Source organism: Microbacterium enclense (assembly GCF_001456955.1).
Lineage (GTDB): Bacteria > Actinomycetota > Actinomycetes > Actinomycetales > Microbacteriaceae > Microbacterium > Microbacterium enclense.
This window is the reverse complement of sequence record NZ_KQ758467.1, coordinates 507,851-527,218: the sequence shown is the minus strand read 5'-3', so window position 1 is coordinate 527,218 and position 19,368 is coordinate 507,851. Positions and strand designations below refer to the sequence as shown.

The 19,368-nt window shown below is 70.1% G+C and carries 15 protein-coding genes; 6 read left to right on the top strand and 9 right to left on the bottom strand.

The annotated features are described in order from the left end of the window. Positions 1 to 20 precede the first annotated feature (20 nt). The 6 genes from guaA to guaB form a co-directional block, all read right to left on the bottom strand. On the bottom strand, positions 21 to 1,601 hold the full coding sequence (gene guaA / locus AS029_RS02435) for a glutamine-hydrolyzing GMP synthase (protein ID WP_058230980.1): 1,581 nt from the start codon (positions 1,599 to 1,601) through the stop codon (positions 21 to 23). Then, positions 1,598 to 2,119 (bottom strand): DUF3817 domain-containing protein, encoded by a 522-nt coding sequence (locus AS029_RS02430; RefSeq protein ID WP_058230979.1) that lies wholly within the window; start codon positions 2,117 to 2,119, stop codon positions 1,598 to 1,600. The genes guaA and AS029_RS02430 overlap by 4 nt, the downstream gene beginning before the upstream one ends. A gap of 10 nt (positions 2,120 to 2,129) precedes the next feature. Then, on the bottom strand, positions 2,130 to 2,999 hold the full coding sequence (locus tag AS029_RS02425) for an SURF1 family protein (protein ID WP_058230978.1): 870 nt from the start codon (positions 2,997 to 2,999) through the stop codon (positions 2,130 to 2,132). Positions 3,000 to 3,010: 11 nt separating this feature from the next. Next, on the bottom strand, positions 3,011 to 4,126 hold the full coding sequence (locus AS029_RS02420) for a GuaB3 family IMP dehydrogenase-related protein (protein WP_058231199.1): 1,116 nt from the start codon (positions 4,124 to 4,126) through the stop codon (positions 3,011 to 3,013). A 15-nt stretch (positions 4,127 to 4,141) separates the two neighbouring features. After that, on the bottom strand, positions 4,142 to 4,810 hold the full coding sequence (locus AS029_RS02415) for a TMEM175 family protein (RefSeq protein WP_058230977.1): 669 nt from the start codon (positions 4,808 to 4,810) through the stop codon (positions 4,142 to 4,144). A 76-nt stretch (positions 4,811 to 4,886) separates the two neighbouring features. After that, on the bottom strand, positions 4,887 to 6,389 hold the full coding sequence (guaB, locus tag AS029_RS02410) for an IMP dehydrogenase (RefSeq protein ID WP_058230976.1): 1,503 nt from the start codon (positions 6,387 to 6,389) through the stop codon (positions 4,887 to 4,889). Positions 6,390 to 6,735: 346 nt separating this feature from the next. On the opposite strand from guaB, the gene AS029_RS02405 reads away from it, so the two are divergent. The 4 genes from AS029_RS02405 to AS029_RS02390 are packed head-to-tail and all read left to right on the top strand — an operon-like array spanning position 6,736 to position 10,729. Continuing rightward, complete coding sequence (locus AS029_RS02405) at positions 6,736 to 8,022, top strand: branched-chain amino acid ABC transporter permease (RefSeq protein WP_082642102.1); 1,287 nt, start codon at positions 6,736 to 6,738, stop codon at positions 8,020 to 8,022. A gap of 7 nt (positions 8,023 to 8,029) precedes the next feature. Beyond that, on the top strand, positions 8,030 to 9,013 hold the full coding sequence (locus AS029_RS02400) for a branched-chain amino acid ABC transporter permease (RefSeq protein ID WP_058230974.1): 984 nt from the start codon (positions 8,030 to 8,032) through the stop codon (positions 9,011 to 9,013). Positions 9,014 to 9,050: 37 nt separating this feature from the next. Beyond that, on the top strand, positions 9,051 to 10,010 hold the full coding sequence (locus AS029_RS02395) for an ABC transporter ATP-binding protein (protein ID WP_228375867.1): 960 nt from the start codon (positions 9,051 to 9,053) through the stop codon (positions 10,008 to 10,010). Then, positions 10,007 to 10,729: an ABC transporter ATP-binding protein gene (locus AS029_RS02390; protein WP_058230972.1), complete on the top strand. Its 723-nt coding sequence runs from the start codon at positions 10,007 to 10,009 to the stop codon at positions 10,727 to 10,729. Before AS029_RS02395 ends, AS029_RS02390 begins: the two co-directional genes overlap by 4 nt. 710 nt (positions 10,730 to 11,439) lie before the next feature. Here AS029_RS02390 and AS029_RS02385 read toward each other — a convergent pair. From AS029_RS02385 to groES, 3 genes are all read right to left on the bottom strand, one after another. Beyond that, positions 11,440 to 12,789, bottom strand: a complete 1,350-nt coding sequence (locus tag AS029_RS02385; protein ID WP_058230971.1) for an ABC transporter substrate-binding protein — start codon at positions 12,787 to 12,789, stop codon at positions 11,440 to 11,442. Positions 12,790 to 12,959: 170 nt separating this feature from the next. Further along, positions 12,960 to 13,901, bottom strand: a complete 942-nt coding sequence (gene rarD, locus AS029_RS02380) for an EamA family transporter RarD (protein ID WP_058230970.1) — start codon at positions 13,899 to 13,901, stop codon at positions 12,960 to 12,962. A 190-nt stretch (positions 13,902 to 14,091) separates the two neighbouring features. Next, complete coding sequence (groES, locus tag AS029_RS02375) at positions 14,092 to 14,388, bottom strand: co-chaperone GroES (protein ID WP_013583903.1); 297 nt, start codon at positions 14,386 to 14,388, stop codon at positions 14,092 to 14,094. 395 nt (positions 14,389 to 14,783) lie between these two features. On the opposite strand from groES, the gene AS029_RS02370 reads away from it, so the two are divergent. Further along, entirely contained in the window at positions 14,784 to 16,754 is a 1,971-nt protein-coding gene (locus tag AS029_RS02370; protein ID WP_058230969.1) for an Hsp70 family protein, read from the top strand. A 30-nt stretch (positions 16,755 to 16,784) separates the two neighbouring features. Continuing rightward, complete coding sequence (locus tag AS029_RS02365) at positions 16,785 to 19,361, top strand: helix-turn-helix transcriptional regulator (RefSeq protein ID WP_058230968.1); 2,577 nt, start codon at positions 16,785 to 16,787, stop codon at positions 19,359 to 19,361. Positions 19,362 to 19,368 lie beyond the last annotated feature (7 nt).

The following is a 19,368-nucleotide window of genomic DNA, read 5'->3' as shown; positions in this document are numbered from 1 at the left end:
GGCGCGACCGACACTCCGGCTCACTCCCATTCGATCGTCCCCGGCGGCTTCGACGTCACGTCGAGTACGACGCGGTTGACGTCTCTCACCTCGTTGGTGATGCGGTTGGAGATCTTCGACAGCACGTCGTAGGGCAGGCGCGTCCAGTCGGCCGTCATGGCGTCTTCCGACGAGACGGGTCGCAGAACGATGGGGTGGCCGTAGGTGCGGCCGTCGCCCTGCACGCCGACCGAGCGCACGTCGGCGAGCAGCACGACGGGGCACTGCCAGATCTCATTGTCGAGACCGGCCTTGGTCAGTTCGGCGCGGGCGATGGCGTCGGCCTCACGCAGGATCTCGAGACGGTCAGCGGTGACCTCGCCCACGATGCGGATGCCAAGACCGGGCCCCGGAAAGGGCTGGCGGCCGACGATGGCTTCGGGCAGGCCGAGCTCGCGGCCGATGGCGCGCACCTCGTCTTTGAAGAGGGTTCGCAGCGGCTCGACCAGTTCGAACTGCAGGTCTTCGGGCAGGCCGCCGACGTTGTGGTGGCTCTTGATGTTGGCGGTTCCGGCGCCCCCGCCGGACTCGACGACGTCGGGGTAGAGCGTGCCCTGCACGAGGAAGCGCACCTGCTCCCCCTCGGCCTTCGCCTCGGCGACGAGGTCGGCCTGCACCTTCTCGAAGGCGCGGATGAACTCGCGGCCGATGATCTTGCGCTTCTGCTCGGGGTCGCTGACCCCGGCGAGGGCGTCGAGGAACGTCTCGCGGGCGTCGACCGTGATGAGCTTCACGCCGGTGGAGGCGACGTAGTCGTTCTCGACCTGCTCGCGCTCGCCCTTGCGCAGCAGCCCGTGGTCGACGAACACGGCGATGAGCTGGTCGCCGACGGCCTCGTGCACGAGAGCGGTCGACACTGCGGAGTCGACGCCACCCGACAGCGCCGAGATGACGCGGCCGGTGCCGACCTGCTGGCGGATGCGCTCGACCTGCTCGGCGATGACGTTGCCGCTGTTCCAGTCGGCGGGCAGGCCCGCGGCCTTGTGCAGGAAGTTCTCGAGCACGTGCTGGCCGTGGTCGGAGTGCTTGACCTCGGGATGCCACTGCACGCCGTACATGCGACGGGCGTCGTTCGCGAAGGCGGCGACGGGCGTGTGCGCGGTGCGGGCGAGCACGTCGAAGCCGTCGGGTGCGCGCGAGACCTGATCGCCGTGGCTCATCCACACGTTCTGCTCGGCGGGCTGCCCCTGCAGCAGGGTGCCTTCGGTGACCACCGTGGCATCCGTCGCCCCGTACTCCCGGAGTCCGGTGTTGGCGACCTCGCCGCCGAGGGCCTTGGCCATGACCTGGAAGCCGTAGCAGATGCCGAGGGTGGGCACGTCGAGGTCGAACACGCCGGTGTCGAGGCTGGGAGCACCGTCTTCGTACACCGACGACGGCCCGCCCGACAGGATGATGCCGACGGGGTTCTTGGCGGCGATCTCGTCGGCCGTGGCGGTGTGCGGCACGATCTCGCTGTACACGCCGGCCTCACGCACGCGACGCGCGATGAGCTGCGCGTACTGGGCGCCGAAGTCGACGACGAGGACGGGGCGCTGAGACGTTTCGGTCTGTTCGGTCACCGGTTGCCTTCCGGGGTGGGAACGGGAGCGGCGGCCTGGGCGGCTTCGCGCTCGGCGAGGTAGGCGCGCACGCGGCGGGCGGTGCGCACCTCGAGGATGAAGGAGAGGAACGGCACGACGCCGCCGAGGGCGAGGAAGACGAAGCGGCGGAACGGCCACCGCATGAGGCTCCACACGCGGAAGCACGAGAAGAGGTACACGACGTAGAACCAGCCGTGCGCCACGAGGATCGCGAGCGAGACGTTGACGCCGTCGCCGGTCGACAGGATCTCGCAGCCGCTGCCGCCGGGCACGAATAGCGAGAACCACTGGCAGTCGGGGCCGGGCACGGCGTCTGCGAACCACAGGAAGCCACCGGACCCGCCGAGGAACAGCTCCACGTGAATGGGCGTGTACTTCAGGATCATCTCGGCGACCAGCAGCAGCAGGCCGACACCGGTGATGATCGAGCAGATCTGGTAGAACTTCAGGGCTCCGCGGATCGCCGGGAACGAGGCGAGCTTCGGGGCACGGGGCATGGATGCCAGTCTAGTCGCGGGATGCCGCGGCCCCCGCCGCGAGGGCTTCGGCCTGCTCGTCTTCGAGGTCTTCGACCTCTTTCTCCCAGGCGTCGCGGGCGAGGCGGTACCAGAGGTAGAGCGCGAAGCCGGCGAAGACGGCCCACTCCGCGGCGTAGAAGATGTTGAGCCAGTTGACGCGGGAGCGCTCGTCGGGAGCCGGAGAGGCGATGTCGTCGAGCGGGCCGATCGCCGTCTGCGAGGCGATGTACTGCCGGTAGACGTCGACGTTCTCGATGTCGTGCCAACGCCCCAGCAGCATCGCCGGCGACATCTTCACCAGGGTCAGCGGGTCGGCTCCGGCGGGCGGGACGGAGGGCCCCTCGTCGGAGATGAGGCGTCCGGTGACCTCGACCACGGCCGCGGGGTCGGCTCCGGCCTGGCGTTCGAGTTCGTCGGCGGCGGCGTTCGCCTGATCGAGGTTCTGCGTCCATCCGGTTGCCACGGCGACCGAGGTGGGTTCGGCGGTTCCCGCCACACGGAGCTGACCGGTGACCCAGTACCCCTGGACGTCGTCGTTGAACCGGGAGGAGACGACGATGAAGTCGGATGCCACCCACGTACCGCTCACTTCGACCCGCTGCCCCACGAGTGGCTCGGGCAGATAGTCGCCGGGCTGCACAACCTCGGAAAGGGGTCGGACGACCTCGGTCATGCCGGGTTCGGGCGGGGCGGTGTCGACGGCGCGACCCAACTGCCACTGCCCCAGCCACGCGAGTACACCGGCGACGAGCAGCGAGAACGCCAGTAGCGCGATCCAGCGCGGTCGCAGCATGACTTCCCGCAGCGTGGGCGGGAAGATCTGCGGCGGTGCCGGGTCGGTCGCGGGGGTCGACGTCATGCGGTGGCGGCTCAGTGACCGTAGGGGGCGACGACGACCTCGACGCGCTGGAACTCCTTGAGGTCGGAGTACCCGGTGGTGGCCATCGACTTCTTGAGCGCTCCGACGAGGTTCGCGGTGCCGTCGGCGACGGGCGCGGGACCATACAGGATCTGCTCGAGCGGACCGACGCGGTCGACGGCGACGCGGCGACCGCGCGGGAGCTTGGCGTGGTGCGCCTCGGGACCCCAGTGGAAGCCGCGACCGGGAGCGTCGGTCGCGCGAGCGAGCGCGACGCCGAGCATGACGGCATCCGCCCCCATGGCGAGCGCCTTGACGATGTCGCCCGAAGTGCCCACGCCGCCGTCGGCGATGACGTGCACGTAGCGTCCGCCCGACTCGTCGAGGTAATCGCGACGCGCGCCGGCGACGTCGGCGACGGCCGTGGCCATCGGGGCGTGCAGGCCGAGGGTCGCGCGGGTGGTGGAGGCCGCTCCCCCGCCGAAGCCGACGAGCACGCCGGCGGCGCCGGTGCGCATGAGGTGCAGCGCCGCGGTGTAGGTCGCCGCGCCGCCGACGATGACGGGCACGTCGAGGTCGTAGATGAACTTCTTGAGGTTGAGCGGCTCGGCGACCTTCGAGACGTGCTCGGCCGACACGGTGGTGCCGCGGATGACGAAGAGGTCGACGCCGGCGGCGACGACGGTCTCGTAGAGGTCTTGCGTGCGCTGCGGCGTGAGGGCGCCGGCGACGACGACGCCCGCTGCGCGCACCTCGGCGAGACGGTCGCGGACGAGCTCGGGCTTGATCGGCTCGGAGTAGAGCTGCTGCATGCGACGCGTCGCGTCGGCCTCGGGGAGCGTCGCGATCTCGGCGAGGTGCGGCTCGGGGTCGTCGTAACGCGTCCACAGGCCCTCGAGGTCGAGGACGCCGAGACCGCCCAGGCGGCCGAGCTCGATCGCCGTGCGCGGGCTGACCACGGAGTCCATCGGGGCGCCGAGAACGGGGATCTCGAACGGGAACGCGTCGATCGTCCACGCGGTCGAGACGTCTTCGGGGTTGCGCGTGCGCCGCGACGGCACGACGGCGATGTCGTCGAAGGTGTAGGCGCGGCGGGCGCGCTTGGCGCGGCCGAGATCGATCTCCATGGTCACCCGCCCAGCCTACCCGCGCCCTCCGACATCACCGGCGGCGGGCGCATCGGCCGCGTCGACGACGTCGTTCGACCCGCGCAGCACGCGGGTCAGCAGGCCGTCCAGGGCGAACAGGAGGAATGCGAGGGACCCGAGCCACGGACTCGCGGCCATCACGATCGCGCTGATGATGACGGCACTGAGCCCTGCCCGGCCCACCCGGCGCGCGTCGGCGGACGTCAGACCGGGGATCGCCCCCGACCGCACGGCCCACACCCACTGCACCCACCCGAGCAGGATCGCGAGGAAGAAGTTCACCGGCAGCAGCACCCGCCCGAGCAGCAGATCGGCGTAGGTGGTGTTGAGTGACGAGGTGAAGGGCACGAGGACGACGAACAGCAGGCGGAAGCTGTTGATCCACATACCGGTGCTGTCGATGCGGGCGATGTACTCGAACTGCCGCACGTGCGTGACCCACATCAGACACAGGATGAGGAAGCTGATCACGAACGAGAACACGGGATGCGCCAGATCGACGAGCGCATTCGTGAGTTCACCGTTGTTGGCCGGCGATCCCAGGGATTGATCCGTCAGCCCCAGCACGAGCAGCGTCGCCGCGATGGCGAACACGCCGTCGGTGAACGCCTCCGTGCGCCGAGCCGAGACGGATGCCTCGGGATGCCGTGTCCGCCCGATCATGCGCTCAGCGTAGCCCCGCGTCCGGGCACGGCGAAGGGCCGGGCGATCATGCGCCCGGCCCTTCGCGAGAAGCGCTCTACTTCTTGTAGTTCGGCGCCTCGACGACGATCTGCACGTCGTGCGGGTGCGACTCCTTCAGGCCCGCCGAGGTGATGCGTACGAACTTGCCCTTCGCCTTCAGCTCTTCGACGGTGCGCGCCCCGACGTAGAACATCGACTGACGCAGGCCGCCGATGAGCTGGTAGGCCACGGCCGCGACGGGACCGCGGTAGGGAACCTGCCCCTCGATGCCCTCGGGGATGAGCTTGTCATCGCTGGGCACGTCGGCCTGGAAGTAGCGGTCCTTCGAGTACGACGTCTTCTTGCCGCGGGTCTGCAGCGCACCGAGCGAGCCCATGCCGCGGTACTGCTTGAACTGCTTGCCGCCCTGGAAGACGATCTCGCCCGGCGACTCGTCGGTGCCCGCGAGGAGCGAGCCGAGCATGACGGTGTCGGCTCCGGCGACGAGCGCCTTGGCGATGTCGCCCGAGTACTGCAGACCACCGTCGGCGATCACGGGCACGCCCGCGGGGATCGCCGCCTGCGCGGCCTCGTAGATCGCGGTGACCTGCGGCACGCCCACGCCGGCGACGACGCGGGTCGTGCAGATCGAGCCCGGTCCGACGCCGACCTTCACGGCATCCACTCCCGCGTCGATCAGGGCCTGAGCGCCCTCGCGGGTGGCGACGTTGCCGCCGATAACGTCGATGTGGGCGAAGGACTCGTCGGCCTTGAGGCGGCGCACGATGTCGATGACGCCGGCCGACTGGCCGTTGGCGGTGTCGACGACGAGCACGTCGACACCCGCGTCGCGCAGCGCTTCGGCGCGCTGCCACGCATCGCCGAAGAAGCCGATGGCGGCGCCCACACGCAGGCGACCCTGGTCGTCCTTGGTGGCGAGCGGGTACTTCTCGCTCTTGTCGAAATCCTTGATGGTGATGAGACCGGCGAGCTTGCCTTCGTCGTCGACGAGCGGCAGCTTCTCGACGCGGTGCTTGGCGAAGGTGGCGATGACGTCGTTGGCGTGGATGCCGACGTGCCCGGTGATCAGGCCGTCTTTCGTCATGACGTCCTTGACCTTGGTGGTCTGGCGCTCGAAGCCGGAGACGAAACGCATGTCGCGGTTCGTGATGATGCCGACGAGCACGCCGTCGGCGTCGACGACCGGCAGACCCGAGATGCGGTACTGCGCGCACATCGCGTCGACCTCGGCCACGGTGGCATCCGGGTTCGTGGTGATGGGATCGGAGACCATGCCCGACTCGCTGCGCTTGACCTGGTCGACGATGCCGGCCTGGTCGTCGATCGAGAGGTTGCGGTGCACGATGCCGATGCCGCCCTGGCGCGCGATGGCGATGGCCATGCGCGCCTCGGTGACGGTGTCCATGGCACTGGAGAGAAGAGGAGTCGCCACCGTGATGCGGCGGGTCAGACGCGACGACGTGTCAGCCTCGCTCGGGATGACGTCGGTGTGCCCCGGCAGGAGCAGGACGTCGTCATAGGTCAGTCCGATGAAACCGAAGGGGTCGTGCTGCTCCATGGGTCCTCCTGCGCGCGCGGCGCCTGTGGTGAAAAGGGACGTCGTCGGCCGGTGCGCGCGCTGCGCGCTCCGCCTGAAAGTCTAAGCGCCGCGCGGCATTGTTTTCTTCCCGCCCGCGCGATATACCGCAGCCCCGAACGGGGCCACAACCCTCATTCCGCATCACCGCGGACGGCTCGGCAACGCAGTATGCGGCGATGAGCGGCGCGACGGGTATCGTTCTGGCATCGACTGCCGCCGGAGAAACACCGCGGCAATATTCCCGGACTACGGTGTCCGGGCGGCGACGGGCCACGTCGCTGAATGACCAGGAGGTTCCGTGACCACTCGGCAAGCATCCCCGAGGATGCCTCGCCGTCGACGTTCGATCTTGACGCTGTTGTCAGGGTTCTTCGCTGCCGCACTGGTGTTCGGGCTCGCCCCGGCATCGATGGCAGCCGTCGGCGATGAGGATCTTCCCTACTCGATCAACGTCAACGTCCGTTCCGAGGGCGAGCCCGTCGCGCAGGCGAAGGTGACCGCCACCGACGGCTCCTTCACCGGCGAGGGCACGACCGACGAGCGCGGTCGCGCCACGATCAAGGTCCCGACGAAGGAGGGCACCTGGACGCTGGAACTCGACCGCACGTCGCTGTCGGGCATCTCGGTCCCCGACGGGTCGGAGTTCGAGCGCACGGTGGAGTTCGGAAGCTCGAGCACCGTCTCGAGCAACTTCACCCTCGGAGCCGCCGAGCGGCAGACGACGAGCTTCGTCGACCAGCTGCTCTCGCGCACGGTGAATGGCCTGAACTTCGGCCTCATGCTCGCCCTCGCCGCCATCGGCCTCTCCCTCGTGTTCGGCACGACGGGCCTGTCGAACTTCGCACACGGTGAGATGGTGACCTTCGGGGCCATCGCCGCGCTGTTCCTCAGCGCCGGGACCGGGTGGTCGATCTGGGTGGCCATTCCGTTGGCGATCATCCTGTCGGGTCTGTTCGGACTCGCCATGGATGCCGGCATCTGGCGGCCTCTGCGACGACGCGGTCTCGGCATCGTGCAGCTCATGATCGTCTCGATCGGTCTGTCGCTCGCACTGCGCTATATCTTCCAGATCTTCATCGGCGGCGGCACGCAGCAGCTCCCCGGCGCCTCCAGCGAGATCATCCCGGGACTCGGACCGGTGCGCATCAGCGTCACCGATGTCACGAGCATGGCGATCTCGATCGTCGTCATCGGTGCGTTCGCGTGGTGGCTGACCCGCACGCGCCTCGGCCGCGCCACGCGCGCGGTGTCCGACAACCCGTCGTTGGCGGCGGCCTCGGGCATCGACGTCGACAACGTCGTGCGCATCGTGTGGGTACTGGCATCCGCCCTCGCCGGTCTGGCGGGCGTGCTCTGGGCCTACTTCCGGCCCGGCATCCGCTGGGACATGGGCTCCGGCATCCTGCTGCTCATGTTCGCCGCCGTCGTGCTCGGCGGGCTCGGGACGGCGTTCGGCGCCCTCATCGGCTCGATCGTCGTCGGCCTCCTCGTCGAGGTGTCCACGCTGTGGATCCCCTCCGACATGAAGTATGTGGGCGCCCTTGTCGTGCTCATCGTCATCCTCCTCTTCCGGCCGCAGGGCATCCTCGGCCGCCGAGAGCGAATCGGGTAGGTACACCATGGACTTCCTGCAGATCCTCTCCAACACCGCGTCGCAGATCCTCGCGCCGGCCACGTTCGGATACGCCCTCGCCGCCATCGGCCTGTCGATGCACTTCGGCTTCGCGGGCCTGCTCAACATGGGTGTCGCCGGCTTCATGGCCATCGGCGCCTACGGCTTCGCGATCTCGATCCTGACGTTCGGTCTCGCGTGGCCGATCGCGGCGCTGATCGGTTTCGCCGCGGCCGTGGTGTTCGCGCTCATCATGGGCATCCCGACACTGCGTCTGCGCGGCGACTACCTCGCCATCGTCACGATCGCCGCCGCCGAGATCCTGCGCCTGGTCTTCCTGACCTCGACCTTCCGCAGCGTCACCGGTTCGGCCGACGGCCTGTTCAACTTCCAGTCGGGCTGGCGCGGCGAGAACAACCCCCTCCCGCAGGGCGACTACGGCTTCGGCCCGTGGACCTACAACGCCAACCGCTGGTACGTCATCATCCTGGGCCTGCTCGCCGTCGCCGTGGCGGTGCTGCTGGTGTGGATGCTGATGCGCAGCCCGTGGGGGCGTGTCATCCGCGGCATCCGGGAAGACGAGGATGCCGTGCGCGCGCTCGGTAAGAACGTCTTCGCCTTCAAGATGCAGGCGCTCGTCATCGGCGGTGTGATCATCGCCGCCGGCGGCATCATCACCGCCATGGACACGAACGTGAACCCGAACGTGTACGTCACGTCGCAGACGTTCTTCGTCTACACGGCGCTGCTGCTCGGCGGCGCGGCCACGATCTTCGGCCCGGTGCTCGGCGCCGTGCTGTTCTGGGTCGTGCGCGCGTTCCTGTCGAACCTCCTGCCGGCGCTGTCCTCCATCGGACTGCTGCCGTTCCTCACCGCCGATCAGTCGCAGATGCTCGTCTTCGTCATCGTCGGCGTCGCACTGATGCTGCTCGTGATCTTCCGCCCCCAGGGCATCCTGGGCAGCAAGAAGGAGATGACCTTTGTCCGATGAGTCCACGCCCGTCGCACCCAGCGCTTCGGCGCCGCGGGTGAAGGCGACCGGGCTGCACAAGGGCGAGGTGGGACCGGGCGTCGCCAAGGTCGACCCGATCATCATCGCCGACAACGTCCGCCGCGACTTCGGCGGCAACACCGCCGTCAACGTCGAGCACCTCGAGATCCCGCGAAACGCCATCACGGCGCTGATCGGCCCCAACGGCGCCGGCAAGACGACCCTGTTCAATCTGCTCACGGGCTTCGACAAGCCCAACAGCGGGCAGTGGTCGTTCGACGGCAAGAACCTCGCCGGCATCCCCGCGTTCAAGGCGGCCCGCATGGGCCAGGTGCGCACGTTCCAGCTCACCAAGGCGCTGGGCCTTCTCACCGTGCTCGAGAACATGAAGCTCGGGGCGACCAAGCAGAAGGGCGAGGGGCTGTTCTCCAGCATCCTCCCCTTCGTCTGGCGCAAGCAGGAGGCCGACAACGACGCGAAGGCGCGCGAGCTGCTCAAGCGGTTCAAGTTGGATGCCAAGGAGGCCGACTTCGCCGCCTCGCTGTCGGGTGGTCAGCGCAAGCTGCTCGAGATGGCTCGCGCGCTCATGAGCGACCCCACGCTGGTGATGCTCGACGAGCCGATGGCCGGCGTCAACCCGGCGCTCACGCAGTCGCTGCTCGACCACATCCTCGACCTGAAAGACCTGGGCATGACCGTGCTGTTCGTCGAGCACGACATGCACATGGTGCGCCACATCGCCGACTGGGTCGTCGTGATGGCAGAGGGCAAGATCGTGGCCGAGGGACCGCCCGACACGGTGATGAAGGACCAGGCCGTCATCGACGCCTATCTCGGCGCCCACCAGGACGTCGACCTCGGCGTCGTCACGGGCCGCCACGAGGGCACCGTCGATTCGGCGGCCGCGGCGGAACTGCTCGAGACCGCACAGCAGGTCGACGCCGCGATCGACAGCGACTCGTCGCCGTCGTCGCACGAGAAGGAGGACGGTCGATGACCGGCAACGTTGTCGAGCTCCGCGATGTGCACGCCGGGTACCTGCCCGGGGTGAACATCCTCAACGGCGCCAACCTCACCGCCGCCCCCGGCGAGCTGATCGGCATCATCGGCCCCAACGGCGCCGGCAAGTCGACCATGCTCAAGGCGATCTTCGGACAGGTGAAGGTGCGCTCGGGCGCGGTCATCCTCGACGGCGAAGAGATCACGGGGCTCCGGGCCAACAAGCTCGTCGCGAAGGGCGTCGGCTTCGTGCCGCAGACGAACAACGTCTTCCCCAGCCTGACGATCGCCGAGAACCTGCAGATGGGTCTCTACCAGCGGCCGAAGGGGTTCGCCGAGCGCGTCGACTTCGTCACGAGCATCTTCCCCGACCTCGCCAAGCGGTTGAAGCAGCGCGCCGGCTCCCTGTCGGGCGGTGAGCGCCAGATGGTCGCCATGGGCCGCGCGCTCATGATGGACCCGAAGGTGCTGCTGCTCGACGAGCCGTCGGCGGGACTGTCGCCGGTGCGTCAGGACGAGGCGTTCATCCGCGTCTCGGAGATCAACAAGGCGGGCGTGACCTGCATCATGGTGGAGCAGAACGCCCGCCGCTGCCTGCAGATCTGCGACCGCGGCTACGTGCTCGACCAGGGCCGCGACGCCTACACCGGCACCGGTCGCGAGCTGATGGACGACCCGGCCGTCATCGGCCTGTACCTGGGCACGCTCGGCACCTGAGCCGCGCGTCCGCGACGGATCGGCCCGGGCCCCTTCGGGGGCTCGGGCCGTTTCCGTTGCTGCGGGGCGTTTCCGTTGCTGCGGGGCGCTCTCGGGGCGCGATCGCCTGCTGCGTCGCGGTCCGTGAGGGGCGACTCGCTCCGGCCCTGCCGGCCGCGCCCAGGCTCACCGTGCGGGAGGCGCGCTGCGCCGATGCGCGCCGTACCAGGCGCGCTGCACCGGTGCGCGCCGTACCAGGCGCGCTGCGCCGAGACGCGCCGTATGAGGCGCGCTGCGCCCGGGCGCTGCATCTGCCGCAAACGCAGGGCGGCTTCGCCGAGCGGGTCGTCCTCCCCCGCCGTGCCGAAGCATGCCGCACCCTGGCCCGCCGCATAGTGCCGCGCCGAGCCGTGCGACGTCGCGCGTCAGCGGGAGGACGTGGGTCGCACGGCATCCGTGAACGGGCACGTCACCGAGCTCGCTGGAACGCGAGACTCGCAGCTTCGCCAGCGAGGTGCTCGAGCTCGACGACACTGTGCGAAGACCGGTTGCCGGATGCCACCACGGCGCGCGCATGCCAGGAACCCGGGCGGCACCGTGCCGCCGATCCAACCGGCCCGTGCGTCCCCCGTCGCGCCGCACTGGAGGCCGGGCGACGGCCTGCGCCCTGGGCTCGCGCGCAGAAGAAGGGCCCCGGAACCGACGTCCCGGGGCCCTTCAGAAGGAACCGATCAACCGGCGCGGAGCCAGCTGTAGTTGTTGTCGTCGCCGTACTCGAAGACACCGATCGTCGCCTCGGTCGGGTCGCCGACCTCGTCGAAGGTGATCGGGCCGGAGACGCCGTCGTAGTCGGCCTCGCCACCACCGATGATGATGTCGGCGCACTCGGCGTACGTCGCGCACTTGGTGCCGCTGCCGCTGCCGCCGGAGACCGCCTGCAGGTTGGCCGCGACGTCGGGACCGGCAGCCGAGCCGGCCTTCAGCGCCGCGAGGGCGAGCAGCACGACCGAGTCGTAGGACTCGGGGGCGTAGGTGAAGTCCTCGAGCGCGGGCTGACCCTTGCCGGACCAGAACGACTCCAGCGACGAACGGAACGTCGCCGTCGAGTCGGGGTCGACGCTGGGGTAGGTGCCCTTGGCGCCGGCGAGCGTGCCGGTGGGGAACTGGTCGCCGAAGTTCTTCAGGTTGCCGTCAACGAAGAAGAGCTTGTCGGGGCTGACGCTCGCGGTGATGTCGGGGATGATGGTCGACACCTCGTCGAACGTGATCAGGGCGATCGCGTCGGGCGACTGGGCCAGCACGTCTTCGATCTGCGCCGAGAAGTTGGTGTCACCGGTGTTGTAGAGGCTCGTCGCGACGACGGATCCGCCGGCGTTCTCGAAGGCCTTCTTGGTGAAGCACGCGAGGCCGGTGCCGTAGGAGTCGTTCAGCACGATCATGCCGAGGGTCTCGTTGCCCTCGGAGGCGATCAGGTTGCCGAGAACCTCACCCTGGAGGACGTCGGAGGGAGCAGTCCGCCAGTACAGGCCCTTGTCGTCGTAGCCGGTGAACGCCGCGGAGGTGTTGGCCGGCGAGATCTGCACGGCGTTGGCCGCGATGACCTGGTCGATGAACTGCAGCGACGTGCCCGAGGAGGCCGCGCCGACGATGGCGGTGGCACCGGCGCCCAGCAGGCGCGGGATCTCGGTCTCGTAGGCCTTGTTGTCGGTGTCGCCCGAGTCGCCCTGGATGAGGTTGATCTGCACGCCCTTGTTGGCGGCGTTGATCTCGGACGCGGCGTACTCGGTGCCGGCGATCTCGGGCGGGCCGAGGAACGCGAGGTTGCCGGTGACGGGCAGAGCCGTGCCGATGTTGTACGTCAGGTCGGTCGCGGGGCCGGTCGACGTCGAGGAGTAGTCGGGCGTGTACGAAGCCGGCTCGGCCGCGTTGCAGTCGATCGGGAAGTCGCCGCCGCCGGCAGCGTCGCCGGTCTCGGCGGGGGTGCTGCTGCCGGAACAACCGGCGAGGACGAGCGCGCTGACGCCGACCACGGCGAGGCCGCCGATGATCTTCGCGGTGCGCGAACGGGAGAGGACACTCATATGGGTGCTCCTTGGTGAGTAGGAACCGCGCGGAGGAACCCCCGCGGATTGTCACAAACCTAACCGCGCCCCTGTGGCCCCGTTGTTGCAATGTGTTAACGGTCGATTACGCGACCCAATCGTTACTTTCGCGCGGCAACGACGGGCCGCGAAACGCAGGATCCCGCGGTTCAGACGGGTTCGGGCACGTCGTCGACGGCGCGTCGATGCCGCCGGGAAGCCACGAGCGAATCCACGCTCAGCAGCGCGAGGGCGGCCCAGACCAGCGCGAAGCCGACCCAGCGCTCCGGTGTCATCGGCTCGTGCAGCACCCACGCGCCGATGACGAACTGGATGACCGGCGCGACGAACTGCAGCAGCCCGATCACGGTGAGCGGCACGCGCCGAGCTCCCGAAGCGAACAGCAGCAGCGGCACGGCGGTGACCGCCCCGGCCGCCAGCAGCAGGACCGTGTGCAGCACCCCTTCGTTGCCGAGGGTGATGCCCGTGACGTTCGCGACGACGATGAGCTGGACGACGGCGACCGGAAGGAGCCAGAACGATTCGAGGGTCAGACCGCTCACGGCATCCACGGCGGGACCGATCTGCTTCTTCACGAGACCGTAGAAGCCGAACGAGAACGCCAGCGTCAGGGCGATCCAGGGGAACGCGCCGTAGCCGACCACGATGACGACGACCGCGGCGACGGCGATGCCGATCGCGATCCACGGCAGCACGCGCAGGCGCTCGCGCAGCACGACGACGCCGAGCAGCACGGTCACGATCGGGTTGATGAAGTACCCGAGGCTCGTCTCGATGACGTGGCCGGTGAGCGCCCCGATCAGGTACGTCTGCCAGTTGACGTAGATGAGCACCCCGGCGACCGCGGTGAGCGCCATCAGACGCGGCTGACGCACGATCACGAGGAACGGACGCCACACCCGCATCACCGTCAGCAGCAGCAGGCAGAACGCGAACGCCAGGATGATGCGCCACGCGACGACCTCGAAGGGGTCGGTCGGCTTGAGCTGCAGGAAGTAGATGGGCAGCACGCCCCACAGCAGGTAGGCGCCGAGCGCGAAGAGCGCGCCGCGCGTGCTCCCGCCTGTGGAAGCGGGAGGAGCGGGGGTCACCGACCCAGCCTATGCGCGCGCCATGGATGCGAGCCGCCGAGCATCCGCGATTTCCTGCCGGGGGCGTCGCCCGAACACGGGCGCGAAAGGTCCACGGCGCCGGAGTCGCGGCATCCGTCCACCGATGAGTCCGAGAACGACGAAGACCCCGGATGCCACGGCATCCGGGGTCTCCGTGAGAGTCACGCGGTCAGCGGACGACGACCGCCAGGACGTCGCGAGCCGAGAGCACGAGGTACTCTTCGGCGCCGAACTTGACCTCGGTGCCGCCGTACTTGCTGTAGAGCACGCGGTCGCCGACGGCGACGTCGAGGGGGACACGGTTGCCGTTGTCGTCGATGCGGCCGGGGCCGACGGCGACGACTTCGCCCTCCTGCGGCTTCTCTTTGGCGGTGTCGGGGATGACGAGACCACTCGCGGTGGTCTGCTCAGCCTCGACCTGCTTGATGACGATGCGGTCCTCGAGCGGCTTGATGGAAACCGACACGGTCTACCTCTTTCTCGTTACAGAAGACTTGTCAGCACTCACGCGGGGAGAGTGCTAACACGAGTCTAGAGAACGGTTGGCACTCGTGCAATGCGAGTGCCAACTCCGAGCCCGCACGGCGGCGGGTCGGAGAACGACCAGCGCGGACGCATCGCGCAATCCACCCGCGGGCCGCCGGATCGTGCGAAGTATTGCATCTCTGCGTGATCGTGCATAGCCGTCGGCGGTGCCCTTTCGCTCTCTTTCCCGGTGTGCAACACTTCTGGCACAGCGTCGGCAGCGTGCAGGGGGCACGGGCCGATGGAACACGAACGGGCTCGTTGACGAGCCCGCAGAGTCGGGGGACACAGGGGTGCCGTGCGGCGTTCCTGCGCGCCTTCGGGGGGTCGGAACACATGGCTACGCCGTACTACTTGGCGATCGATGTCGGAACGAGCAGGACCGCGGCTGCGACCGCGCGCTCCGCTCCGGACGGAGCGTTGCTGGCAGCGCCGCTGCCGCTCGGGCGCAACGCCGACAGCACACCGACGACCGTCTTCATCTCCGACAGCGGACTGCTGTTCGGCGATGCGGCGGAGCGGCGCGGTACGGCGCAGCCCGAGCGTCTCGTGCGGGAGTTCAAACGGCGCATCGGCGACGACGTGCCCATCGTCGCCGGCGACCGTCGCTTCTCACCGCAAGACCTCTACGCCCTCGTCGTCGGGTGGGTGATCGGCACCGCCGTCGAGCGCGAGGGCCAGCACCCCGCGGGCATCGCCGTCTCGGTCCCCGTCACCTGGGGCGAGTACCGCACGCAGCTCGTCCAGGACGCCATCGGACGGCTCGGCTGGAGCGACGTGCAGGTCATCACCGAACCCGAGGCCGCCGCACGCCACTACGAAGCGACGCATCCCCTCGACACCGGCCGGGCCCTGGCCGTCTACGACTTCGGCGGCGGCACGTTCGACACCGTCATCCTGCAGAAGGCCGCCGACGGCCGGGTCGACTTCGTCGGCAGCCCGGTCGGCATCCCCGACCTCGGCGGCGCCGACTTCGACGACATCGTGCTGCGCCACACGGTTCGCGCCGCCGGCATCCCGGCATCCGCCCTCGCCGGCGTGCAGAGCGACGCAGGTCTGCGCATGGCGGTCGCATCGCTGCGACGCGAGTGCGTCGATGCGAAGGAGTCGCTGTCGTTCGACGGGGAGGCCGTCGTTCCGGTGCTCATCGGCGACGGGCACGGCGCCGTGCGTCTGACCCGCGCCGAGTTCGAGGACATGATCGAACCGGAGATCGAGCGCACCGTCGAGGTGATGGAGATCGCCCTGGAGCAGTCGGGCCTGACCGCCGACGACCTCGACGCGATCCTGCTCACCGGCGGTACCTCGCGCATCCCGCGCGTTGCGCAACTGCTGTCCGAGCGTTTCGACCGCCCCATCGCCATCGACGCCGACCCGAAGGCGATCATCGCGCTCGGTGCCGCCCGCACCGCGGCGGTCGGCGTCGCCGAGGAGACCCCCGCGCTGTTCGAGCTCGCCGTCGTCGACGAGCACGCACCTGTCGTCGACGACGATGAGGATGACGACGACACCGCCGCGGAGCCCGGCTTCTCCGGGGAGCGGGTGCACAAGCGCGCCCCCTGGTTTCGTCGAGTCCCCGCCACCGCGTACGTCGCGGCGGGCGTGGCGGTCCTGACGGTGAGCGTCGGCGTCATCAGCGTGCCCGCACTGGGCGTCGGCATCCTGGCGCGCACCGGCCTCGGCGGTGTCACCTCGCAGCCGCTCGCGGCCGACCTCGACGTGCGCCTGTTCGACCCGCTCGACCTCCCCTCGCAGCCTCCGGCGAGCATCGCCGCCCCCCAGGCGCAGCCCGTCGCCGAGCAGCCCGCCGCACCGCAGGACGCCGCCGCCCCCGAGCAGCCGCGCACGGAGAACCGCAGCGAGGAGCGCCGCCGCACCCCGCAGCGACTCACTCCGCAGGCCGCGGAGCAGCGCAGCCCCTCGGCGGCGCCGTCGCAGCAGCAGCAGAGCTCCGGTGGCGGCGGCGGCAACGGAGGCGGCAGCGGGAATGCGTCGAATCCGGCTCCGGCCACGCAGCCGTCGTCGTCGTCCGAGGCGTCCCAGACCGCCGCACCCGTCGAAAGCCCCTCGACGCAGCCGACGACTTCGGAGCCGTCCCCCACCGACGCGGGAACCACCGCGCCGGGGACCGAGACGCCCGCCACGGACCCGTCGACCGATCCGCCCACGACTCAGGAGCCGCAGCCGGAGCCGTCGACCGAGAACCCGGCACCTCCCGCCGAAACCTCGTCTCCCCCTGCCGAGGAGCCGGCCGAGTCGACCTCGCCCGAGCCCGTGTCGACCTCTTCCGTCGAGCCCACGCCCTGACGCGCGCCCGTCGGAACGAGAGCACCACCGATGTCGATCTCGAACACGTCCTCCGATGCTGCCCACGGCGACCTCGAGTCGCTGCTGTTGCCACGCGTCGCCCGCGGTCTCCTCGACGCCTTCGTCGCCGCCGCCGACCCGACTCCGCTCGCGGTCGTCGGGACGGCGGGCTCCGGTAAGTCGCGCGTGCTGCGGCACCTCTTCACGGCGCTGCGTGCCGCCGGCGCCTCCCCCGTCGCGTTGACCCACCTCGCCGACCTGCCGTCGAGGCAGGGCTCCGTCATCGTCGTCGATGACGCCCACCTGCTCGACGACGCGACGTTGAGCGCGCTGACCGAGCGCCTGCGCGCGGGCACCGCCACCGTCATCCTCTCCACCCGTCCCGACCCGGAATCCGCGACGTTGCGCGCACTGGTCGACGACATCGAGCGGCATCAGCCGCCCGCACTGCTCGGGCACGTGTCGATGGCCGACGTCGCGGCGCATCTCGACGGCGAGGCGACCGAGGCCGCGAGGGCCTGCATCGCGCGACTGCTCGAGGCCACCGGCGGCCTGGCGTGGCTGACCGCCGAAGCGCTCATGCTGCACGGTGAAGCCCTCTGCGACGGGCGGTGCGATCACGATGAGATCGCCCAGTCGCTGTACGACCTCGTCTCGCACCGCATCGACTCGCTCGACCCCTCGCTGCGTCTCGCGGTCGAGGCGCTGTGCCTCGACGAGAGTTCCGCGCTCGACGTCAGCGCCGGGCCCGCCTGCGCCGCCGGTTACGACGCGGGCCTGCTGCAGCGCGGCGGTCGCACGGTCCCCCTCGTGCGCGATGCGGTGCGGGCGCGGCTCACGGCCGACCGCCTGCTCGAGCTGTACTCGGCGCGGCTCGTGCGCGACGCCGCCTCCGTACAGGCGCTGCTCGGCGGCGCGACCGACGCGCGGGTGGCATCCGCCCTGCTCGCCGACGGCGATCGCGAGCTCCCGCGCGACCCCGCGAAGGCCGCCGAGCTCTTCGAGGCGGCCGACCGTGCCGGCGCCTCGCCGCGGAGCCTGGCGTTGCGACGAGCTCGCGCCGCGTGGGCCCTGGGCGATGTGGATGCGGCGGGGTCGTTCGTCGACCGACTGCTCGCCGGCGACGATGCGCCCGGCGACGAGGCCCTCGACATGGCCGCCGCCGTCTGGGCGACGCGCGGGGACATGGATCTCGGTGCGCGGGTGTACGCGGGCGGCATGCCGACGACCCCCGAGAGCCGGGCCAAGTGGCTGATCGCCGCGGCCGGCGCAGGTCACGCCGACCCCGCCGACGCCCCGGCGCCCGCCGCCACCCGGACGATCCCGACGGCGCACGGCGTGTCTCTGGAGCTGCTGTCGCGGGGACTGCGGGCGACGCTCGACACCGACGATCACCACGGGTTGCAGGACCTCGTGCGGGCGAGCGAGATGTACACCGCGTCGGGCAGCGACGCTCCGCTGCCCGAGCTGCCCGCCGTGATCGCCGCTCTCGTCGCCCTGCACCTGGGCGAAGCGGCTGTCGCGCAACGCGTTCTGGACGCCGCCGTCGCGGGTCATCAGGGCGGAGCGTGGGCCGCGCCCCGACTGCTGCTGTGGCGGGCGTGGGTCGCCATGCAGCGCGAGCACCACGCCGAGGCGGAGAAGGCCCTGCGCGCGGCGACCAGCGGACGAACCCTCGCCGTCAGGGACCGCCTGATCGCCGACGCCGTCGAGCTCGCGCTCGTGCGACGCAACGGCCAGCCGTCCGAGCTCGCGCCGGTCTGGCAGCGCGCGCAGGATTCGCTGCTGCGGGTGCAGGTCGACCTGTTCACCCTGATCCCCCTCGGCGAGTTCGCCGTCGCCGCCGCACGCGTCGGCGAGTTCGGCGCCGTGCGTTCGCAGCTCGCGCAGGCCGAGCGGATCCTGAGCGGACTCGGGCAGCCGGCGCTGTGGGCGACGAGCCTGCAGTGGTCGGGACTGCACGCCAGCATCCTGCTGGGCAGCCCCGAAGAACTGACGGTGCACGCCCGCGCGCTGCGGTCGGCCGCCGAGCGTTCCCCCCTCGCCGCGCGTCTCGCGCGCGCCGGCCGGGTATGGACCGACGTGCTCACCGGCGCCGTCGACGCGGATGCCATCGAGGAGGCGGCCGAGGGCCTCGCCGCCTGCGGCTTCGCCTGGGACGGCGCGCGCCTGGCCAGTCACGGCGCGAGCAAGTCCACCGACCGCCGCGTCATCGCGCGCCTGCTGGCCTGCGCCCGCCAGTTGCACCCTCGCGAGCGGGTGGAGGCTCCGGCCGCGGCCGTCGCCGACACCGGCCCGATCCCTCTCCCCCCGCGGGCCGCCGAGAGCACCGGCGTCCTGAGCGACCGCGAGCGCGAGGTGGCGGCGCTCGTGCTGCAGGGCAAGACCTACGCCGAGATCGGCGAGACGATCTTCATCTCTCCCCGCACCGCCGAGCACCACATCGCCCGCATCCGCCGCCGCCTGGGAGCCACCTCGCGCTCCGACCTGATGGCCCGTCTGCGCATGGCCCTGGACGACGACGCGCACGGCGCCGACCCGCCGTCGGAGCCGCCCGTCGAGGCCCGACGACCCGCCCGGGTCCTGGCATCCGTCAAACCCCTATGACCCGTCC